Here is a 22,147-nt window from a genome sequence, read left to right on the forward strand (position 1 = left end):
GTACACCTGCTACTTGGGTGCACCTTTCTAAGGAGATATGAATGTCCCACTTTGTCAATCCACAACGGTATGACTCGATGCAATATGCTCGTTGTGGCCGCAGCGGAATACAGCTGCCTAAAATATCGCTTGGCCTTTGGCATAATTTTGGTGATGTTACCCTGTATGAAAACAGTCGTGAAATGATCCGCACGGCTTTTGATGCGGGTATTACCCATTTCGATTTAGCAAATAACTATGGCCCTCCTCCCGGTTCCGCAGAGATCAATTTCGGGCGTATTCTGAAGCAAGATTTCCAGCACTACCGCGATGAAATGATTATCTCCTCTAAAGCCGGATATACCATGTGGCCTGGTCCTTATGGTGATTTTGGCTCTAAAAAGTATCTGGTCTCCAGCCTTGATCAAAGCCTGAAGCGTATGGGGCTCGACTATGTTGATATTTTTTATCACCACCGTCCTGACCCTGATACGCCGCTGGAAGAAACCATGTCAGCACTCGACTTAATTGTTCGTCAGGGTAAGGCGCTGTACGTTGGACTTTCCAACTATCCGGCGGATAAAGCCAAAGAGGCTATTCGTATTCTGAATACACTGGGAACACCTTGTCTTATCCATCAACCCAAGTACTCAATGTTTGAACGCTGGATTGAAAATGGATTACAGGATGTTTTACAAGAAGAAGGTGTTGGTTCAATTGCCTTCTCACCACTGGCAGGAGGCCTGTTAACCGATCGCTATCTGTCGGGTATTCCGGAAGGTTCTCGTATCGCCAGTGACAGTCCTTTCCTCACCAGCGATCAGTTAACAGAAGCTCGGGTAACTCAAATTCGTCAGTTGAATGAAATCGCTCAGCGTCGTGGACAAAAACTGGTTCAAATGGCTCTGGCATGGGTGTTACGGGAAGGAAGAGTAACTTCTGCGTTAATTGGTGCCAGTAAAGTCAGCCAAATCGAAGATGCAGTGGCTGCATTGAATAACCTGACGTTTAGCCAACAGGAACTCAATGAGATAGAAACTATTCTGGCCAAATAAGATTGTTAGCTCAGATAACCGCTATTGGGTGCTTTTACCGTGGCGGTTATCGGCTATAAGAAGAAACTGATTAACAAATAGATATTCAAGCTGACGACCAGTCCGACAATTGCCCGACCAATATTTTGCATCAATGTACTATTAACCAAATCACCCATAAGTTCTCGATTCCCGGTAAAACTCAATAATGGAATCAGCGCCAGAGCAATACCAAAGCTGAGAAATACCTGGCTAACAATTAGTATACGGGTCGCATCCATACCGCTCATAATCACAACAAACGATGGCAGCATCGTCACTGCGCGGCGCAGCCAAAGCGGTATCCTGAAGTGAATAAAACCCTGCATAACAACCTGTCCGGCCATAGTTCCGACAACGGTAGAAGACAGCCCAGCGGCCACCAGACTAAGGCCAAAAGTCACTGCAGCAAACTTACCCAGCAGAGGTTCTAATGTGACATAAGCCTGATCAAGTTCAGTAATTCCCGTTTGTCCATGAAAATGAAATACTGCTGCTGCCATTGCCATCATCGATAAGTTAACGAAACCAGCAATAGTCATCGCCACGGCAACATCCCATTTTGTGGCGGAATAGCGCTCTTCCCGAGTGCCTTTAGAATTTTGCGTCAATGCAGAATGCAGATAAATGACATGCGGCATGATAGTCGCACCTAATACGCCCGCAGCCAGAAATACAGCCTCATTATTTGGTAATCCGGGTATTAGCATACCGGTGGTGAGTTCGGTAACATCAGGTGCCGAAAACACCAGCTCAATGATATAGGCTCCGGCAACAAACAACAGAAAAGCGCCAATTATCCGTTCTAAAGGTTTGTCCCCTTTACTCTGTAACATTAAGATTAGAAAGGTACAAATACCAGTTATCACTGCACCATTAAGCAAACTTACGCCCAGCAATAACTTAAACCCAATTGCCGCACCAATGAATTCAGCCAAATCTGTTGCTATTGCAACCAACTCAGCCTGAACCCAATAAAACCAGACAATTGGACGTGGAAATCGATCGCGAATATGTTCTGCCAGATTTTTATTAGTCGCAATTCCCAGCTTGGCAGAAAAAAGCTGTACTACCATTGCCATGATATTGGCCCAGACAACAACCCAAAGCAGCTGGTAGCCAAAAGCTGAACCAGCCTGAATGTTGGTCGCAAAGTTACCGGGATCGATATAGCCAATGGCTGCAATAAAAGCAGGTCCCATCAGAGCAAGCCTGATCTTTCTCGATACTTTACCTGATTGAACTATGGCACCTGAATCTGACATGGATATATTCTCCGAATCACCACACAATCAAATGATAATGATTCTCATTCAAATATCAACTTAATTACGCTTATCGTTCAGATAGGCGCAATTAAACAGCCAGATAATATTTCGCATCAAAAGCCGAAGTTGTATTACCTAAATCAACGTAAATATTACGGTCATTATAATACAGTAAACTACAGCCCACCTCATAAATACAACATTTAAGAAACCATTAGTAACAATAATGACATTAAGTAATAACAATCATGCATTAGGCTCAGGATAAAAGTACTAACGGTCATTTATATCCTATAGCAGTAAGAAAACCATTACTCATTCCATAAAAGAATAATATTAAAAATAGAGAATTAACCATTTGAATTAAATGAATATAAATAAGATGAGATCTCACCAACTTTCTTTAATCAAATCATCAAAATAATTATTTTTGATTAAATAAAGTGAATTGCCAATCAATGTCATATCCACTGACAATTAATCAGGAATATTCGCCTCTTCCAGACAATTTTTCACTTTACGTACGGTAATCAAAAAACTTATAGTCGAGAAACACTGATATTTAGTTGCTCATATTCCGAATAATGAAAAATTAACCATCAAAATTTGTTCAACCACAAATATGATGACAAATTAGTCTTAACCCCTTTAAACAGCGGACTGAATACTACTATGACACTCACTCCCGTAATAGCCATCCATGGCGGCGCTGGCGCTATCACCAGAACAGCAATGACCGCAGAAAAAGAGCAGGAATTTCGTCAGGCACTCTCTGAGATAGTAACCGCCGGTCAAACCATTCTTGCCGCCGGAGGCAGCGCTCTTGATGCAGTAACGGAAGCTGTGCGATTACTGGAAGAAAATCCTCTGTTCAATGCAGGAAAAGGCGCTGTTTTCACCCATGCAGGAACGAATGAGCTGGATGCATCAATTATGGATGGCGCCACGCTAAATGCTGGTGGCGTTGCCGGTGTGTCTCATATACGTAACCCAATTCTGGCGGCTCGAGCCGTAATGGAACATAGCAGCCACGTATTGTTTATTGGTGATGGCGCTGAAGCATTTGCCAAAACTCAGGGAATTGAATTTGTAGAGCCTGAATACTACTTCACTGAAGCCCGTTATGAGCAACTCCAACGCGCCCTAAGAGAACAAAGTGGTGCCGTACTGGATCACGATGGCGCTACTCAGGCAGCACAAAAGCCACAAAGTGAACCTATCGATCCAGATAAAAAATTCGGCACTGTAGGAGCGGTTGCTATCGATATCCATGGCAACCTGGCGGCAGCAACCTCTACCGGTGGCATGACCAATAAACAGGTTGGCAGAGTCGGTGATTCACCTCTTATCGGTGCTGGTTGTTATGCCAATAACAGCACTGTCGCAGTATCCACTACCGGCACCGGCGAAATGTTTATGAGAACCGTTGCTGCCTATGACGTTTCTGCCATGATGGAATACGCAGGAATGTCATTAGAACAAGCAACTAACAGAGTGGTCATGGAAAAATTGCCCGCAATCAATGGACGCGGCGGCTTAATTGCCATCGACTCAAAAGGAAACGTGGTTACTCCGTTTAATAGTGAAGGAATGTATCGAGGTATCGGTCGCGTGGGGCACGCGGTGTATGTGAATATTTATCGGGATTAGTGGGTGGTGTGGGGATTCGAACTACTTCTATTTTTTTATTAAAACGTAAAAAAGCCGACTTTACAGTCGGCTTTTTCGAATTTGGTGGAGCTAGGCGGGATCGAACCGCCGACCTCTTGCATGCCATGCAAGCGCTCTCCCAGCTGAGCTATAACCCCATATATATCATATGATGTGTATCTGGTAACATCATCAGGACGGGCGCATAATATGAAACATCGGGGAGGTCTGTCAACGGCTAATTTACAGAATCAGTCTGAATGCTGAAAAAGAGAACAAAGCTGTGAATTTATAGACAGAAAAATACAAAAAGTCAGGCCTTTTACAACCCGACTTTCGTTATCAATCCAATAAATTTTTAATAGGTTGATTATTGTTGAGCTTCACGCTCAGCAATAAATGCCAGTGCGCGATCAATACGGGCCAGACTGCGAGATTTTCCAACCGCATGAACAGTTGCATCAACTGCCGGAGACTGACCGCATCCGGTTACCGCAACACGCAACGGCATACCAACTTTACCCATCCCTACTTCCAGTTCAGTAGCAGTGCTTTCAATTGCATGATGCACATTTTCGACGGTCCAGTCACTAATCGCACTTAACTTAATCCGAACCAAATCCAGAGGCTCTTTAGCTACCGGACGCAGATGTTTCTTCGCTGCATCAGCATCAAACTCATCAAACTCTTCATAAAAATAGCGACAAGACTCAGCCATTTCCTTCAGGGTCTTACAGCGCTCCCCCAACAGTTGCACTATTTCTACTAACTGCGGACCATTTTGAGTATTAAAACCTTGCTCATGAATATGCCATGATAAATGAACAGCAACATACTCTGGCGGCAAATGATTAATATAATGATGGTTTAACCACTGTAACTTTTCAGTATTAAATGCGCTGGCTGATTTGCTAACAGCATCCAGAGTAAACAGTTGTTTCATTTCGTCAACGCTAAAAATTTCCTGATCGCCATGAGACCAGCCCAGACGAACCAGATAGTTCAGCAGCGCCTCTGGTAAATAACCCGCATCACGATATTGCATCACACTGGCAGCGCCATTGCGTTTAGACAGCTTTTGTCCATCATCACCCAGAATCATCGAAACATGCGCATATTCAGGAATAGGCGCACCCAGAGCTTTCAGAATATTAATTTGGCGAGGTGTATTATTAATATGGTCTTCCCCACGAATGACATGAGTAATTTCCATATCCCAATCATCAACCACTACACAGAAGTTATAGGTTGGAGCGCCATCGGTACGACGGATAATTAAATCGTCCAGCTCCTGGTTGCTGATTTCAATCGGGCCACGGATTTTGTCATCAAAAATAACTGAGCCTTCCTGTGGGTTCAAAAAACGCACCACATGAGGTTCATTATCAGCATGATTACACTGGTCATGGCGACAATGGCCGTCATAACGCGCTTTTTCACCGCGAGCCATTTGCTCTTCACGTAATGCTTCCAGACGCTCTTTAGAGCAATAACACTTATAAGCAGTACCCGCAGTTAACATTTCATCAATAACCGCATTGTAGCGGTCAAAACGCTTGGTCTGAAAATAAGGACCTTCATCCCAATCAATACCTAACCAGTTCATACCATCCATAATCGCATCTATTGCTTTTTGGGTTGAGCGTTCCAGGTCAGTATCTTCAATTCGTAAGACAAACTCACCGCCAAAATGACGTGAAAACAGCCAGGAATAAAGCGCGGTACGGGCACCACCGACGTGTAAATCACCGGTTGGACTTGGAGCAAAACGTGTTTTTATTTTCATGGACATTGAGCGTTAGCCTTGTTGCAAGATTTAATCAGCAAAGAGTAATTTGATATCTGTCTTTCGCTATAGTGGGGCACATTCTATCACTCCATGCTGAATCCTCAATGTTCAAGCAGCACTGAAAACAGAGATAAATTTAAAAAGTATTTACTATACTGTCTAAAATTACGACGAACAGTCAGTTTCATTCAAAAAATCATTGACTCAGTTGGACGGTTCCCTATAATGCACCTCCACACGAGAAGGGTGATTAGCTCAGTTGGTAGAGCACCTCCTTTACACGGAGGGGGTCGGCGGTTCGAGCCCGTCATCACCCACCATTCTTGTGTAATGCAGTAAAAGCGTAGTAAAAATAACAGCATGTAGTTTTGGGTGATTAGCTCAGTTGGTAGAGCACCTCCTTTACACGGAGGGGGTCGGCGGTTCGAGCCCGTCATCACCCACCATAATTTATGTGGTGTAGTAGAAGCGCAGTAAAATAGCAGTATGTAGTTTGGGTGATTAGCTCAGTTGGTAGAGCACCTCCTTTACACGGAGGGGGTCGGCGGTTCGAGCCCGTCATCACCCACCATTAATTGGGTCGTTAGCTCAGTCGGTAGAGCAGTTGACTTTTAATCAATTGGTCGCAGGTTCGAATCCTGCACGACCCACCAATTATGGACAGTTTATAACAAGTTAGAAATGGCGCTAAGAGCGCTTTTTTTATATAAACTTCCAGTATGGCCCGGGTGGTGGAATCGGTAGACACAAGGGATTTAAAATCCCTCGGCGGCAACGCCGTGCGAGTTCAAGTCTCGCCCCGGGCACCATTTCAATTTCAGTTATTCCTGTTTATCTTCCGCTTCTTTTAGCAATTTCATATCAAAAGTATAAAAAAAGAGCCTGAATAAATCAGACTCTAAATAACCCTATACTCGTTTTAATGGCCGGATAACACTATCTAACCCTTCTATCTTTAATGCTAATGTCAGTTCCATCAGTTGTCCTAATGAGCCTGCAGGAAAACCTTTTTTCGCAAACCATAATAGATACTCGTCAGGTAAATCCACCAACATTCTGCCTTTATATTTACCAAACGGCATTGGCGTGTTGGCAATCTGAAGCAAATGTTCTTTTTCTATCATTTCACTAATATCCTGTTTATTAGCTTATTCGCCAAGTAAGCGAATCATCTCTGCCTCATCGATCACCGGAATATCTAACTCTTGAGCCTTAGCCAATTTTGAACCTGCGGCTTCACCGGCAATAACCATATCCGTTTTTTTCGATACGCTTCCGCTAACTTTCGCACCTAAAGCAATCAACCTGGCTTTAGCATCATCCCGGGACATTTGACTAAGTGAACCAGTAAGCACTACTGTTTTACCGGCAAAAGGGCTGTCAATCTCTTCAGCAACAATCACAACAGGTGCCGGCCAGTGGATTGCAATTTCAGGACCAGTTAGCTCATTAATAATTTTTTGATTATGCTCTTCACGCAGGAAATTGAACGTGTGCTTTGCCACAACCTCCCCTACGTCCTGTACAGTTTTAAGCGTATCCATATCCGCAGCTTGCAACGCCTCAAGAGAACCAAAATGGTTGGCAAGATTAGCTGCCGTAGTTTCCCCTACTTCGCGAATACCTAAAGCAAACAGAAAACGAGCAAAAGTAGTATTTTTTGATTTATCCAGCGCTTCAACCAGATTCAGTGCTGACTTTGGCCCCATACGCTCAAGGCGACTCAGAATACCAATCGACAAGCGGTATAGATCAGCTGGCGTATGGACATACTCTTTATCCACTAATTGCTCAATGATCTTGTCCCCCATCCCTTCCACATCCATTGCCCGACGAGAGACAAAATGCTTCAGAGCCTCTTTTCTTTGCGCAGCACAAACCAAACCACCACTACAACGAGCTACTGCTTCACCCTCTATTTTTTCAACACTTGAGCCACATACCGGACATTCGGTTGGAAAAACGATTTCTTTTGCGTCTGAGGGGCGCTCTGAGGCGATAACGCCCACAACCTGAGGAATAACATCACCTGCGCGACGAATCACCACTGTATCGCCAATACAGAGCCCTAAACGCGCAATTTCATCGGCGTTATGCAAAGTGGCATTGCTAACCGTAACGCCAGCAACGGTAACCGGTTCCAGACGAGCAACCGGAGTTATTGCACCGGTACGCCCAACCTGAAATTCGACATCACGTAATACCGTCATCTGTTCCTGAGCCGGAAATTTAAATGCCGTTGCCCAACGAGGTGCTTTAGCTACAAAACCCAATTCTTCCTGCAGAGCTAAATCATCCACCTTAATAACAACACCATCAATATCAAAACCAAGGTTAGGACGCTGTTCCTGAACCTGATGATAAAAATCTAATACCTGCTGGCTACCTTTACATAATCGAATACGATCGCTAACAGGTAATCCCCAACGCTTAAACTGCATCAAACGCTCCCAGTGACTATCTGGAAGCTCTCCACCATCAATCAGTCCTACACCATAACAAAAGAAAGTCAGTGGTCTTTTAGCAGTGATTCTTGGATCCAATTGCCGCAAAGAGCCTGCTGCCGCATTACGCGGGTTAGCAAATACCTTTTCATGGTTACGTCGGGCATGCTCATTTAGTTGTTCAAAACCAGACTGTGGCATAAAGACCTCCCCCCGAACTTCAAGGCGACGTGGAATATTCTCCCCGGTCAGGCGTAAAGGAATAGCTCCAATCGTCCGCACATTTGAGGTAATATTTTCTCCGGTAGTACCATCTCCCCGAGTAGCGCCCTGCACCAGTCGGCCATCCTCATACAATAAACTGACAGCCAGGCCATCCAGCTTCAGCTCACAGCAAAACGTTATCTCTTCATCACTCTTTAAACGATCGTGTAAGCGTTTATCAAAAGCTAAGTAACTTTGTTCATCAAATACGTTATCCAGCGATAACATGGGAACTTCATGGGTAACCTGCTCAAACGCAGACAAAGGTGCGGCACCAACTCTTTGAGTAGGTGAATCATCGGTTATCCACTCAGGATGGGCAGTCTCAATATCACGCAGTTCGCGCATCAGACGATCGTACTCAGCATCAGGAATTTCTGGAGCATCAAGAACATGGTACAGATATTCGTGATGACGCAGTTGTTCGCAGAGTTCAATTAAACGTTGCTTAAGGGATTCCATAATCATTCACCGATAGTGATAAAAAAACCCCGACAGGCGGGGGTTTTATTGAATAAACAGACAATTAAATAACAGCCTTATTCATTATTATTACTTGGATGTATTCTCAAGTACTTCTCTGATTTGGGCTTTATACGTTTCAAGCTTTTGCGGAGTTATCATATGACGGGCATCATCCAAAACTACGCCACCAACATCGTCAGCAATGCGTTGTGCTGACTGAAGCATCAGCTTAAAGTTTTGATGAGCATTACCATAAGATGGCACCATCATAAACATCGAAATACCCGGCGTTGAAAAATCAGCCATGTTTTCCGGATCAAATGAACCAGGTTTAACCATGTTAGCCAGACTAAACAATACAGGACCACTTCCTGCAGGATCCACATGGCGATGGAATATACCCATAGCGCCAAACTTAAATCCTGCATGCAAAATACTTTGTAGCAGTACATCTCCAACGATACTACCGCCATTTAATGCAGAAACATGCAATACAATAACCAGTTCCTGTGGTTTATCTGTTAACTGGGCTTTAGTCTCTTCCTGTACCTGCTCCGAAGCAGCTGTAACCTCAACGGCTTCTGACTCTGCCGCTTTAGATTCTTCAGGGAAAGCCAAAACATCATCAAAAGACATCTGAATTGGTGAAACCTCATCATCTTCAGGTTCCAGTCCTAATTCAGGCTCTGACTGTTTTAACTCATTAGATACCAATGAGAACTCTGGTAATGGGTCATTATCCACAACCGGTTCTTGGGCAGATAAAGGATCGGCTCGAGATACTGAAACTGGGCGCACACGAACTTCTCCAACCCCTTCTTCCAAAGAATCGAAAGGTTTAGAGTTTTCCTGTGTTATCCCACGCTTTAGTGGTTTGTCCCGAAAAATTGACGAGCGTTCCTTACGGCTGATCCATAAACCGTGAATTAACAACGCTAAAATTGCTATAGCTCCAACAACTATCAATACTAGACGCAAATTCTGCATCATCGCTATCTCTGCTCTTCTAATACATGCCACCGCGGCAAACATTTACCCTACTAATCTATTTGTCCGCGTATCCAAGTGCAAGCCCGTGCTTGATTTTATTATCGATAAATACGTTTTTTTACTTTCTTGCTTACTTTTTGGTCTTCACAAAGTTCGCAATGTATTTATCATAGAATATGATAACCTGATTTGCGTTTATAACTGGAACTTTTAATGCATGACAATACAATCTGATCAATATGGCCAAACCGTTAAAAGTGGCTTTTACTATATCACACAAGGCTTTAAGCTTGTTACTCTTCCCGGTATCAAACGCTTTGTCATTCTCCCGCTGTTAATCAATATATTGCTAATCGGTGGGGCATTCTGGTGGTTATACAATCAGTTAGGTGAGTGGATCCCCTCTATTATGAGTTATGTTCCAAGCTGGCTACAATGGTTAAGTTATTTGCTTTGGCCTGTGGCAGTGATCACAATTCTGCTAATTTTTGGTTATATCTTTAGTACCATAGCAAACTGGATTGCTGCGCCATTTAATGGACTGCTGGCAGAAAAACTTGAAGCAAAACTAACAGGAAAACCATTACCTGATACCAGCATTATTAAAGATATTCCGCGCATCATGAAGCGCGAATGGCTAAAACTGGTCTATTACCTGCCTCGGGCTCTGCTGCTGCTGATCCTTTATTTCATTCCAGGTGTTGGCCAAACGATATTTCCTGTTCTGTGGTTTCTGTTCAGCGCCTGGATGCTTTCGATCCAGTACAACGACTACCCTTTCGATAACCACAAAGTCAGTTTTAAAGATATGAAACTAACACTGAGCCAGGAAAAAGTTCGAAACATACAGTTCGGCGCAGTCGTCAGTCTGTTTACCATGATACCGTTTCTTAATCTGTTTATTATGCCGGTTGCCGTGTGTGGTGCGACGGCGATGTGGGTGGAGAGGTATCGGGGGAGACTGATTGGGGAATGAAAAAATAATAATTTTGATAATTAATCATACAACAATAAAGAATACTTTAAATGCATTCGTTCAATTTTACGATTCAAACCATTTTTATATAAACAACTATATATTTTAATAACAATTAACTTTATGTTAAACATCTCCTTTAAGAAAAGAAAGAAGCTAAATTCACAATATATTTAATTAGTTAAAAATAGATAGGGATAAAAATATCGTATCAATACTTATATATAAAGTACTCACCCTTAGATAATTATTTCAAAGATTCAGATTAGGGTATGTGTCGAATAATTTTTGCTGGAGCTCCAGCAAGTACAGTATTTGTAGGAAAGGATTTTGTTACAACTGAATTAGCTGCTACAATGACATTATCACCAAGATTAACTCCTGATAAAATTTTCGCATTATCACCTAACCAAATATTCTTCCCTAAAATAGTTTCTCCTTTAACAATTAAGGGTCTTTCTTTTGGCAGTACACTTAACTCATTGTGATCAAATGAATGGTCATGATCAGTGATTAAAACATCACTTCCAATAAGGCAGCCATCACCAATGATTACTTTACATACAGATGCCACATGTACATTTTGACTAAATGAAACATTATTGCCAATTCTGATCTCTCCACTATTAATAGCATCAATCCAAGTTTGATTACCCAAATTAACATTATATCCAATGAAAATATTTTGTGTTCCACGTAATATAGAATTATCACCAACACACAATTTTTTAGTATTAAACGCTTTTTGATAAAAAAGATTTCTAATTCTTCTATATGGATACCATAACATTCTAATAAAAAGAATAAGTGGTCGCTCGTTATGCACTAGTATTACCTCCTAATTCGATAGCAACCTATCATTAATGATGATACTTATTTTTTAAAATTAAAAACCTAACTATACTTTTAACATGCCAAATAAAACTTTTAGACAATAATTTTCTATTTGAATGCGCAGCCAAGTGGACTGCTTGATATTGAGGATAGTATATAAGCTCTTTTCCATATATTTTATAAGCTCTATAACAAATATCAATATCCTCACAATACATAAAATATTTTTCATCAAAGCCATTTAATAACTTAAATAATGTAGCTCTAAACATCATAAAAGAACCTGAAGCCCAATCAACTTTAATTGGTTCTGTAACTTTATTTTTATCAATAATTGTTTTATTGATACCAAAGATATATGAACTGATAAAATCAAATAAACTAGGGTAATGCCTTATAGAATTATCATGGTTAATATAATTAAAATCTTTAAAGAGATTAATTGCTGCAAAACAATGAGTGTTTTTGGTCATATTATTTATTAGTGAGGAAATAACTGATGGCTCAATACTTACATCTGGATTTAAAACAAGAAACCAGTCATCATCATTGAGATCCCTTTGAAAATAATGATTGAAAACGATATTATTATTCTGTCCAAAACCATACTTTTCTTTATTTGAAAGATAGTTTATTTTATTCTCGTCACACCACTCATTTAACCCTGACTCGGCTACATTATCTATAACATAAACAGTAAATAATTTAGCTAATTTTGGCAAGCATTGTAGTCTTTTTATCACAGCAAAATGGTTATGTGATACAACAGAGATTACTACATTCACGTTATTGCACCTTTAATTATATCTTTGGCATATTTTAGCCACAACTCATGCTCACTCTTTAAAGTTAGCTCTCTAATATTTAAATCCCCAGAGTTTTCAGACCCAAGTATACTTATATTGCTAAGTTGATTAAAAATAATAGTAGAAATCTCATTTTCATCACAATCATAGTCAACAATACTTATACAATCAGAATCTAATTTCTGTAAAAATAATGCCGATGGAATAGCAGTAGAAATAACATAATTACCAGCTACATAAGCTTCAAGATTTGGCAAGCCCAACCCTTCCCATTTAGATAAACATATAAATATTTTTGATTGCATCAACAAAGAAAAGAATTCACTTCTTGATTGGTTTCTGATGATGAAATTAAATTTCTCATCTTGTCTTGATGCATTAATTGCCAGAACATTAACTCCTTGAGCATATAACAAACGCATAACCTCAAGCGTCTTTTTGGGATTTTTATATTCCCCATCACGTATAATTGCCACAACATCATAGTGAAACTTGCTATTTGTATCCCTGTCATATTTAAAAGCTTCAGCTATATAAGGGAAACCTATAACAGGTGTACTTATTTGTAACAAATCCGCTAGAGTCTGATTCGTTACAATGACATTTTTCGCAGTCAGATAATTCTTCCAAAAAAAACGGCCTAGCCATTTTAAACGATTAGGATAAAAATCAACCTCAATATCTTGAATCAAAGCATACTTGGATTTTTTAATAAAATTAAATACTGATGTTAAATGATGTGTGGCAACATAATTTTTCAAAAATAATGCATGCAAAGAAAGTAAAAAAAATGCTGTTATATTCGCTAAAGAATTTAAAATACCTCTGGTTGGCTTAACCAATTTAACATCGTTGACATGAAGAATACTAAAGCCAGAGCAACAATAAACATCTATTGTATGAGATGAAAGGTGTCGCGCTAATTCTAAACTTACTAAGTTCCCTCCAGATAAAGCAAACCTAGGAATTGAAAAATATATTTTCGTCACCTCACTACCCCCATAAATATTTCCAATCCCTATATTTCAAAGCCATATAAAATCTGTGGATTACGAAATATGAAGTAACCATTAATTTCTTAAAAACTGTATCCCCAAAAACTATCGTTTTTGATTTGATCATCTCTTTATATCTTAGCCTTAATTTTTCGGAGTTTTCATTCAATGTTGATAATGTCAAATGGTGATTAAAACTGTATTTCATAACATACATCTTTCCTAAATAACGCCTGGCGTGACGCATAATATCGTCATCAGTACAATAATTTCTTATACTTGGATTATATGAAAAATCAGTTCTTACCACAAAATCAAGGCAAATAATCATTCCACTATTAATAGCCGAAATATCTAATCGAGTAAATCCATAAGGTGGCACATCGAAATATGAACCTTTGACAAAAAATATACGTGTAGGACTTACAACTTTAGAATGATAATAAATAATTGGTAGAATGATATCAGGCGAAAACTCCGTTATAACTTGCTCAAGCTCAGAAAAATAAGCAATATCAAACTCTGAATCTTGATCAAGCAAAATAACATAATCACTACCTCCCTTAATATTACTGAGAGTCTTGTTATACAATGCTGATAACGCAACGTTTTCTGGTGTATTAATATACTGGACATTAACATTTAATCGTTCAAAATCAGCAATAACCAAATCAACATTATCGCTATTAAAATTTTTTTCGCTATTATCCCAAAAAATTACATCATAATTTATTTTTGTTTTTTCCACAATCGAGAATGATGTAACTAATGATTTATATGTTTCAGTATAGAGAATATTTTCATTATAAATTACAACAAGAATACTAATTTTCATATATAATTAATTCTTTCGATATTATTGATGAGTTATATATAAGCCAAATGAAAAATGCCATCATTATCCTTTCAGAAAAAAACACTGGTCCTTTTAATACAAAACTAAAAATCAACCCTATAAATAAAAAGCAAAAAGCATACAGTTGAATTTTATTTTCTACTTTCAGATATCTAAAATAACTTGTAATAAAATGGGTTGCATATACAAAAACAAATAACAACCCACAAATTCCAAAAGCAATGAAATTAAGAAGTATTCCAGAATCAGTGCTATATAAAAAATTATATTGCTCACTTAATCCAGGTTGTGCCCAAAATCCAGTTCCTATAAATACTGGTACATTCCATGGTATAAAGAGATAGCTATCAAATAATTCATTTGTAGAAGCCGTTTCAAGAGTTCCATTTTCAATAAAGTTATAGATAGGCTCAAATACAAACCTTAAAAAGACATTAAATTTATCTACGCCTAAAACAGCAGTCAACAAAGCAACAGAAATAAACATGCAACTAATTAAGCAAAAAAGATAGAATAACTTTCTTTTTGAAATACTAAATAGCAATATGAAAACCGAAAAAACCAAAATAAAACCACTTCTTCCTGCAATTAGCGAAAGGGCAGCCAACAAAGAAGTCACAATTACAAATTTAACATTATCCCTATACTTAAGAGATAGACACCAATTTGAAAACATAAAATATATAAGTCCATAACAAATTGATGTGTCATATATAGATAACCCTGCCAATCCCGTAGCTCTAAAATGTCCCTGTTCAGCTAAAATCTTCCATTCATTAGTTAAGTCTATAATTGAATTAAATAAAGTACGAAATGAAGGTAATGATAACTGTGCAATTATAACTAGCAACTGTATAAATAAAGAAAATAATACTGCTTTAATTAACAAACCCTGATAAGTTTGAAAATTCTCCTTAGATATTTTCAATGCAATATTACGAATAAATAAACAACAACCCAAAGGTATAATTAAAGCCTTAAGTACATAGCGTAATATGATAAATAATGAATCAGTATTTTGGCCAACAAAAAAAGAAACCAAACACATTATTAATAATACTGTGATGAATATAATTTCATTACGAAGAGTATTAGGTATTTTATATTTGAATATGCATGTTGAAAATCCTAAAAATGCAATAATTAGTGGGGGGTAAACTTTAATTCCACTTATTATATAGCTGCCAGAAAATAAGCTAAAAAGGACAATTACATTTAGGAAAAACTTACTAAAACAACTAAATGCATTCATAAAATCATCATCTCATACATATATACATACCCTACAAGATATAATAGTATTAATCAAATATTAAAATTTAATTTGAAAAGTTCAATTTTAATTACTTTACACAATTAACTAAAAAATCATGTGCTGATTTTATATATAATACGCTCTAAGGTATCTACTTGCACTTTTGCTGAAGTTGTCTTCAAGGCAAACTCTCTAGCTTGAAATTTCATTTTATCAACTTCATCAACATTTTTAGAAATAAAAGATTTTATTGCCTCAGCTAATGCACTTGCATTAATATCATCAGCAAGGAACCCTGTTTCACCATCAATGATAAGATCTTCCGCAACACCCATTTTAAATGAAATTACAGGTACACCTGACATCATGGATTCATTTATCATCATTGGACCTGCATCTTCAATAGAAGAACAAATAAAAACATCTGCTAAGTTATAAAGATATGGATAAAGAGTCTTATCTTTTATAAATTTTAATTTTGTATGAGAAACATTATTTAAACTAAAATCACTATCGCCAACAGTTAATATTGATATGCCATCCAGCAAAAACCCATCATTTTCGAGAATACTTAAGGCATCGACTAAATACTTATATCCCTTTCTGGGAACATTTAATGATTGAGCCCCTACAAATAATACATATTTATCTTTTGGCAATTCTACTGATAATTTATTTTGTGCAACAAGCTTTGATCTTGGAAAAAACAATTCATCATCGATACCAATCAATAGTTTTTCTCGCCCAAACTTTGCATTAATAGCACTCAAATCATATTTTTCGTCTAACCATTTACTAGCCGATAAGAAAATACTATTTATTTCTCTAAACTGTTTTATTCTAGAAGTTAAAACTCTCTCAGCTATATTTATTAAATTCGGATATTTTATTGCAGGACATCCAGTGCAAGTTGTTTGATAACCAATACACTCCCAAGGATAATGGCATCCTCCGGTTAACATTCCCGCATCCATCAAATAAAAAGCTACTGGGACTTGATAATATTTCTGTAATTCATATATATCTTTATCAGATAAAAATCCGGACACATAATAAACAATAATCATATCAGGCTTAAATTTAGTTTTCTTTTCTATTTCAGAAACACTAAATGTTGTACCATATAATAAATATGCACGATCTTTATCTGTTTTTCGTCTAACAATTAGTCTACGTAAGACCTTATAAAAAAAGTTGAAGAAAGATGTTCTTTTTTTGGACATTTGATAAACATCATCATCCATAGATCCTTTTTCTGCTACATACATTAAAGAATTATGATTATATTTTATTAAATTTAAATGAGTCCTAAATGCACCAAAAAATGCCCCACGATCATCACCAGTAGATAGATGTAAAATATTCAATTTATTGCCTTCTAGGTATCCTATTTAACCTGATATAAACTACATTACTAATTTAATGTTATTTTTGAAAAAAACAAATGAATATATCTCTTTACAAGAAAATATATTAATAGCGTTATAAAGAAATTAATCAATGGTGGTATAAATAAATCAAGAATAGGTACTGATGTAATATATTTTGTATTTGAAAATATATAAAATATACTTGTAGAAAGTATAAAAACTCCGCCAAAAATCAATGCAAAAAAATTAATAAATTTATTCATTAATTTATGGACACAGTACCCCCCCCAAAAAATCATAAATAATAAAGAATGTATAAATACAAATTTAGCACTAATCACTGCGCCATAATACTTAGCAATAAGAACTGACAATGGAATTGTTAGTGATGAGTAAATAATATATGCATAAAAATGATTTTTTAATTTTCCTTGTGCATACAAGATAATAAATACAAAATTCATAATCCCTGCAATCAGTGCAGCAGCAATCAACCATTTTGCATAACCATTAATATTCGCACCTAATAAGTCACTTCTTATCCATAATGAAATTATATCATCACCAAAAAGAAAAAAATAAGGAATAATAGGAGAAAGTAGCGCAACAAAAACAAATAATGATATATTATATATTCTTAAAAATTCTTTTTCATTTTTATCTTTATATAACACACTTAGTCTTGGAAGCAAAAACTGTGTTAATGGAACAGTAAAAATTGATATGGTAGTAGCTAGCTGAGCAGCAATTTGGTAATTAGCATATTCTTCTAATATTAGGTACTTTGACAATACTACTTTATCAATTTGTGTCGCAATTATCCAGATAATTGATAATCCAGATAATTGTAATGAAAACTTCGCAATCTTTAGCAAAGAAAATTCATCTGCAATTTTATCAAATTGCGTAGTTTCATTTATTTTTTTCTTAGTTAACTTGATATTAAAAAATACTAATAATATCCAAATAAAACTAATAATAGAAAAATCTAGTATTGATACAAATAATATTATTTTAAAAAAAGTATAGAGATCATTACTCACGTTTTTTATTGCTAAATAAGAACCACAATAAAATAATGTTGTATATATAATGCCCCAAAGAGCAAGAATATCTTGTCTCTCCATGCCATTTATAAAACTTGAAACAAATGATTTCAAATACATTATTGATAAAATAATGCCAATTAACTTTATGCAATAAATAGCTTCAGGATAATTAATTGATGTTTTTAACCACCCAATAACAATATAATCAGAGCTGAAATAAAATGAAACAATAATTATGCATGCTATAATTAAAAAAATAAAAAATACTTTAAGAAATAAACTTATTACCTTTTGAAAAGAATATTGATTAAATCGATTTGTAGAAACAATTTTTATAAATGCACTTCCAATACCAGCATCTAATATCCCAATCAATCCTATTAGCATTGTAAAAAAAGAAACCAATCCATAATTTTCTGCACCTAGAATACCGATTGTATATGGAACAAATATTAAAGGAATTATTGCTCTATAAATTTGTGATGAATAAAGTATTGTTATTTTTTTTAACATTTATTTTCACTGCTTATTCTAATGAATAATAAATTATTTAATGAAAAATAAATTATTAAAGAACCAATTAACCTATAAATATAAAATTCAAAGAATAATAATGAATTTCTTATTACCTAATTAATATATTGTTTATTTATTAGAACTATAAATACTGATTAGTCTCTAAAGAAAAACTCTTTGCATTCATATCTTTATGCGATAAAATAATCTTATTTCTATTAATTGGCCAATTAATATTTAAACTAGGATCATTCCATGCGATAGTACCTTCAGCAGCAGGCATATAATAACTTGTTGTTTTATATAAAAACTCAGCTATTTCACTTAGAACGACAAAACCATGCGCAAAACCTTCAGGTATCCACATAAATCGTTTATTTTCAGCAGAAAGATTGCACCCAACCCACTGACCAAAAGTAGCTGAATCATGGCGGATATCTACCGCTACATCAAACACTTCACCCACAACACACCTAACCAACTTACCTTGAGCATGAGGTGATAACTGATAATGCAAACCGCGCAAAACTCCCATCATTGACTTTGAATGATTATCTTGTACAAAATCAATTTTACGACCAACAACCTCTTCAAAAACCTTCTGATTAAAACTTTCAAAGAAAAACCCTCGTTCATCTCCAAAGACTTTTGGTTCTAAGATTAACACATCAGGAATTGTTGTCTTAATAACGTTCATTATTTAATAACCTTTAACTATCTTTAGCTAATATTTATTGTAATCATTATTTAGTAATAATGAAGCCAATATTCTTGCAGGCCTCAAATCTATAAATCCCTTACCGCAGCATTCAATAATGATCTAATACCAGTTTATTTTATATGATTCCAATTTATGGCTATAAATTATAGGCTTCCATAAGTAAAAAGAATCTAAGATTCCGTTTTTTATATGTTAACTATACACGATTCGCCGTCATAGAAAATAGTTCAGCCAGCATTCGTTTAACACCCACTTCCCATTCAGGTAATATTAAATTAAACGTTTGCTGAAACTTTAGCGTATTCAGGCGTGAATTATGAGGACGATTTGCAGGAGTTGAATAGGAGCTTGTTGGGACAGGGTAAATATTTTCTACCGCCAGAACTAAGCCCGCTTTTTCTGCTTCATCAAAAACAAGCCGAGCATAATCAAACCATGTCGTCGTTCCCGCAGCAACAAGATGGTAAAGTCCACCGACTTCAGGTCTACTTAACGCGGTGCGAATAGCATGAGCGGTACAATCAGCTAGTAATTCAGCTCCTGTTGGCGCACCAAATTGGTCATTAATTATCGAGAGCGAATTACGTTCTTTTGCCAGCTTTAGCATTGTTTTCGCAAAATTATTTCCTTTCCCTGCGAATACCCAACTAGTACGAAAAATGAGATGTTTTGTACAATTCTGTTGAACAGCTAGCTCACCCGCACGTTTAGTTTCACCATATACATTTAATGGCGCAGTCATATCAGTTTCTAACCATGGTTTCTCACCATTACCTGGGAAAACATAATCAGTAGAATAATGAACCAACCAAGCGTTTAACTTCTCAGCTTCTTTAGCAATGATTTCTACACTAATAGCATTTAATAAGAGAGCAAAATCAGGTTCACTTTCTGCCTTATCAACAGCTGTGTGTGCTGCAGCGTTAACAATCACATCGGGCCTCACCCGACGGACTGTATCGGCCACACCTTCCGGATTGCTAAAATCGCCACAATACTCTGTAGAATGAATATCAACTGCAATAACATTCCCCAATGGTGCTAGTGAACGTTGCAATTCCCAACCTACCTGCCCTGTTTTGCCAAACAGAAGAATTTTTGTCATCAAAATATTTCTCTATAATTCTGTGTAATTCAATTTTTTGTCATAAACACAGTTTTAAACACTTCTAATCTATTTTCTTTTTTTGATAGCATCATTAAAAAAAACAAAAAGAACACTTATGCACACACCTAATAAACTACCAATGACCAATATTAGTAATTTTCTAGGCTTATCTTTATTTGTTGGAGAAATAGGGCTCTTTAAATAACTAAATCCTTTAGCATCGGTACTATCAACTTTAAAATTATCTAAATTTATCCACTGACGCTGCAGATCATAATAAAAATCACCTAGAACCAAAGGTTGTTTTTCTATACTTTCAGACATAGCACTTAGTGCATCTTTACCTAATAAAAACAATCTGTTGCTATCCAGCTGAGTTAAACCAGTTACCTCTGGTTTTTGGATATTAGTTCTTTCCGCAATAGTCAGTGCCATTTTAATATTCTTAATTTCTTCCTGGCGCTGCTCTTCTGCCACTTTCTTAATAGCAGCCATTTGATTTTTCAATGTTTGCTTTTTATTCTTTATTTGAGACATTAACTGGGCATACCAAACTTGGCTAACATTAGCGTTAACTCTATCGATATACTCTTCCAATAGATTTTTTGCTTCAGAGGCTGTGGTAGCTGAGAAACTAAAGGTATATATTAAATTGTCTTGATTTTTAGTTAATTTTACATTTTCGATGAGTTCATTCAATATATTAGCTCTATCTCGTTCATTCTTTCCTTCAACTAATTTTTTAAAATAATTAGTTTCACTAATAAATTTACTTAACTCATTATAAGAACCGGCCTGCGAAATGAATTGTTTAAACAATTTATTAGCTACTTCCTCTGATGAGGTGGGTCTATCAACATTGCCCTCCAACAATCTCGAACCCTGATAATAATTATCCATTGAATCGAAATTTGGCACATCAACAACGGCAGTAGCAGTCCACTGCTCTTTAGCTGTAAATGCATAAACTGCAGACAAAAGTGTGGTCACTAACATACAACCAACTATCCAATGCTTTTTCTTCCATAGTTGTACAAAGAGATCGAACAAATCGATCTCTTCAGTTTTAGTAGCGTGATACATTGGATAGTAACCAGAAAGGACCGGTTGGGGGTGTGATTGAATTTGCTCTTTATTGCTCATCTACTATTCCAATTCATTGAAATTTAATGCATTCAGTTTTACATGCATTAAAAATGCATGCTACCGCCCTTAGGTTAAGCTCCTAAAGGCACAATAGATAATGATAGTGCATGAACACTAGCACATCTAAGTTAGTTAATTAGGCCAAAACCAATATAATAATACTTTTATCTATATCTTATACTGGATTATAAGCGTGGTGTCATTGCGCTGTCGATTATACTCACTTACCCCTCAATCGCAAGTAAAGCGCTCTATGGCATCAATGATTAAGATTTAGAATATCTAGTGGGCAACAAACCTTACACATGAGGGCTTGTATGGTAATAAACTTTTTGATTGTTAAATATTCTGAATAGAGATACACAAGAACATCATGCAATCGCAGTCAATATGTAAATACTCCACCTATTAGTTCTATGTACTTTTTTAAATTTGGAATTGCGGAGCTGTCCCAAAATTTATTCCCTGCTAATTACGCTATCGCTTCATAATCAACCGGAGATAAATCATCCGATGTTGAATCCTTGCAATCGCGATTGTAGAACACTTAGATATAATCAAATATTGAACTCATTGCAGCGACTCAGATAATT

The 22,147-nt window shown here is 36.8% G+C and carries 18 protein-coding genes and 6 tRNA genes; 8 read left to right on the forward strand and 16 right to left on the reverse strand.

The genetic code is table 11. The annotated features are described in order from the left end of the window. Window positions 1-41: 41 nt before the first annotated feature. The gene (gene mgrA, locus GOL65_RS06980; RefSeq protein ID WP_140919893.1) at window positions 42-1,034 is read left to right on the forward strand and encodes an L-glyceraldehyde 3-phosphate reductase; all 993 of its coding nucleotides are present in this window, start codon (window positions 42-44) and stop codon (window positions 1,032-1,034) included. Between the two features lie 53 nt (window positions 1,035-1,087). Here the strand turns inward: mgrA and GOL65_RS06985 are convergent, their stop codons facing one another. Further along, window positions 1,088-2,317, reverse strand: a complete 1,230-nt coding sequence (locus GOL65_RS06985) for an Nramp family divalent metal transporter (protein ID WP_140919894.1) — start codon at window positions 2,315-2,317, stop codon at window positions 1,088-1,090. Window positions 2,318-2,992: 675 nt separating this feature from the next. Here GOL65_RS06985 and GOL65_RS06990 point away from each other — a divergent pair. Continuing rightward, a complete protein-coding gene (locus GOL65_RS06990) occupies window positions 2,993-3,970 on the forward strand; it encodes an isoaspartyl peptidase/L-asparaginase family protein (RefSeq protein ID WP_140919895.1) in 978 nt (325 codons plus the stop codon). Between the two features lie 82 nt (window positions 3,971-4,052). Here GOL65_RS06990 and GOL65_RS06995 read toward each other — a convergent pair. Both GOL65_RS06995 and gltX read right to left on the reverse strand, forming a co-directional pair. Continuing rightward, window positions 4,053-4,128 (reverse strand) — tRNA-Ala (locus GOL65_RS06995). A gap of 212 nt (window positions 4,129-4,340) precedes the next feature. Further along, window positions 4,341-5,756: a glutamate--tRNA ligase gene (gene gltX / locus GOL65_RS07000; protein ID WP_140920063.1), complete on the reverse strand. Its 1,416-nt coding sequence runs from the start codon at window positions 5,754-5,756 to the stop codon at window positions 4,341-4,343. Between the two features lie 247 nt (window positions 5,757-6,003). On the opposite strand from gltX, the gene GOL65_RS07005 reads away from it, so the two are divergent. The 5 genes from GOL65_RS07005 (at window position 6,004) to GOL65_RS07025 (ending at window position 6,568) form a co-directional block, all read left to right on the forward strand. Beyond that, a tRNA-Val gene (locus GOL65_RS07005) sits at window positions 6,004-6,079 on the forward strand. Window positions 6,080-6,129: 50 nt separating this feature from the next. After that, a tRNA-Val gene (locus GOL65_RS07010) sits at window positions 6,130-6,205 on the forward strand. A 49-nt stretch (window positions 6,206-6,254) separates the two neighbouring features. Next, window positions 6,255-6,330: transfer RNA gene (locus GOL65_RS07015), tRNA-Val, on the forward strand. 6 nt (window positions 6,331-6,336) lie between these two features. Then, window positions 6,337-6,412, forward strand: a tRNA-Lys gene (locus GOL65_RS07020). 69 nt (window positions 6,413-6,481) lie between these two features. After that, a tRNA-Leu gene (locus tag GOL65_RS07025) sits at window positions 6,482-6,568 on the forward strand. A gap of 99 nt (window positions 6,569-6,667) precedes the next feature. Here GOL65_RS07025 and GOL65_RS07030 read toward each other — a convergent pair. The 3 genes from GOL65_RS07030 to zipA all read right to left on the reverse strand — a co-directional run bounded on the left by GOL65_RS07030 (window position 6,668) and on the right by zipA (window position 9,922). After that, the gene (locus GOL65_RS07030; RefSeq protein ID WP_140919896.1) at window positions 6,668-6,883 is read right to left on the reverse strand and encodes a DUF3820 family protein; all 216 of its coding nucleotides are present in this window, start codon (window positions 6,881-6,883) and stop codon (window positions 6,668-6,670) included. Window positions 6,884-6,907: 24 nt separating this feature from the next. After that, entirely contained in the window at window positions 6,908-8,929 is a 2,022-nt protein-coding gene (gene ligA / locus GOL65_RS07035) for an NAD-dependent DNA ligase LigA (protein ID WP_140919897.1), read from the reverse strand. 90 nt (window positions 8,930-9,019) lie between these two features. Continuing rightward, on the reverse strand, window positions 9,020-9,922 hold the full coding sequence (gene zipA, locus GOL65_RS07040) for a cell division protein ZipA (RefSeq protein ID WP_140919898.1): 903 nt from the start codon (window positions 9,920-9,922) through the stop codon (window positions 9,020-9,022). 217 nt (window positions 9,923-10,139) lie between these two features. Here zipA and cysZ point away from each other — a divergent pair, with 217 nt between their 5' ends. Further along, on the forward strand, window positions 10,140-10,898 hold the full coding sequence (gene cysZ / locus GOL65_RS07045) for a sulfate transporter CysZ (RefSeq protein ID WP_140919899.1): 759 nt from the start codon (window positions 10,140-10,142) through the stop codon (window positions 10,896-10,898). Window positions 10,899-11,163: 265 nt separating this feature from the next. Here cysZ and GOL65_RS07050 read toward each other — a convergent pair whose 3' ends face one another. The 10 genes from GOL65_RS07050 to GOL65_RS07095 form a co-directional block, all read right to left on the reverse strand. Beyond that, complete coding sequence (locus GOL65_RS07050) at window positions 11,164-11,724, reverse strand: acyltransferase (RefSeq protein ID WP_228723065.1); 561 nt, start codon at window positions 11,722-11,724, stop codon at window positions 11,164-11,166. Between the two features lie 34 nt (window positions 11,725-11,758). Further along, window positions 11,759-12,517 carry a glycosyltransferase gene (locus GOL65_RS07055; RefSeq protein WP_140919900.1) on the reverse strand — a complete coding sequence of 253 codons (759 nt, stop codon included), beginning with the start codon at window positions 12,515-12,517 and terminating at the stop codon, window positions 11,759-11,761. Next, window positions 12,514-13,527 carry a glycosyltransferase gene (locus GOL65_RS07060; protein WP_140919901.1) on the reverse strand — a complete coding sequence of 338 codons (1,014 nt, stop codon included), beginning with the start codon at window positions 13,525-13,527 and terminating at the stop codon, window positions 12,514-12,516. The genes GOL65_RS07055 and GOL65_RS07060 overlap by 4 nt, the downstream gene beginning before the upstream one ends. 4 nt (window positions 13,528-13,531) lie before the next feature. After that, the gene (locus GOL65_RS07065; protein ID WP_140919902.1) at window positions 13,532-14,368 is read right to left on the reverse strand and encodes a glycosyltransferase; all 837 of its coding nucleotides are present in this window, start codon (window positions 14,366-14,368) and stop codon (window positions 13,532-13,534) included. Then, a complete protein-coding gene (locus tag GOL65_RS07070) occupies window positions 14,358-15,641 on the reverse strand; it encodes a hypothetical protein (protein WP_228723066.1) in 1,284 nt (427 codons plus the stop codon). Before GOL65_RS07070 ends, GOL65_RS07065 begins: the two co-directional genes overlap by 11 nt. Window positions 15,642-15,757: 116 nt before the next feature. Then, on the reverse strand, window positions 15,758-17,011 hold the full coding sequence (locus GOL65_RS07075; protein WP_140919903.1) for a glycosyltransferase: 1,254 nt from the start codon (window positions 17,009-17,011) through the stop codon (window positions 15,758-15,760). A gap of 47 nt (window positions 17,012-17,058) precedes the next feature. Continuing rightward, window positions 17,059-18,576 carry a lipopolysaccharide biosynthesis protein gene (locus tag GOL65_RS07080; protein WP_140919904.1) on the reverse strand — a complete coding sequence of 506 codons (1,518 nt, stop codon included), beginning with the start codon at window positions 18,574-18,576 and terminating at the stop codon, window positions 17,059-17,061. 145 nt (window positions 18,577-18,721) lie between these two features. Beyond that, window positions 18,722-19,276 (reverse strand): dTDP-4-dehydrorhamnose 3,5-epimerase, encoded by a 555-nt coding sequence (gene rfbC / locus GOL65_RS07085; protein WP_140919905.1) that lies wholly within the window; start codon window positions 19,274-19,276, stop codon window positions 18,722-18,724. 220 nt (window positions 19,277-19,496) lie between these two features. Further along, entirely contained in the window at window positions 19,497-20,405 is a 909-nt protein-coding gene (gene rfbD, locus GOL65_RS07090; RefSeq protein WP_140919906.1) for a dTDP-4-dehydrorhamnose reductase, read from the reverse strand. 69 nt (window positions 20,406-20,474) lie between these two features. Continuing rightward, the gene (locus tag GOL65_RS07095) at window positions 20,475-21,551 is read right to left on the reverse strand and encodes an LPS O-antigen chain length determinant protein WzzB (RefSeq protein WP_140919907.1); all 1,077 of its coding nucleotides are present in this window, start codon (window positions 21,549-21,551) and stop codon (window positions 20,475-20,477) included. Between the last annotated feature and the right edge of the window lie 596 nt (window positions 21,552-22,147).

The organism is Limnobaculum xujianqingii, from assembly GCF_013394855.1.
In the GTDB taxonomy this organism is placed as follows: domain Bacteria; phylum Pseudomonadota; class Gammaproteobacteria; order Enterobacterales; family Enterobacteriaceae; genus Limnobaculum; species Limnobaculum xujianqingii.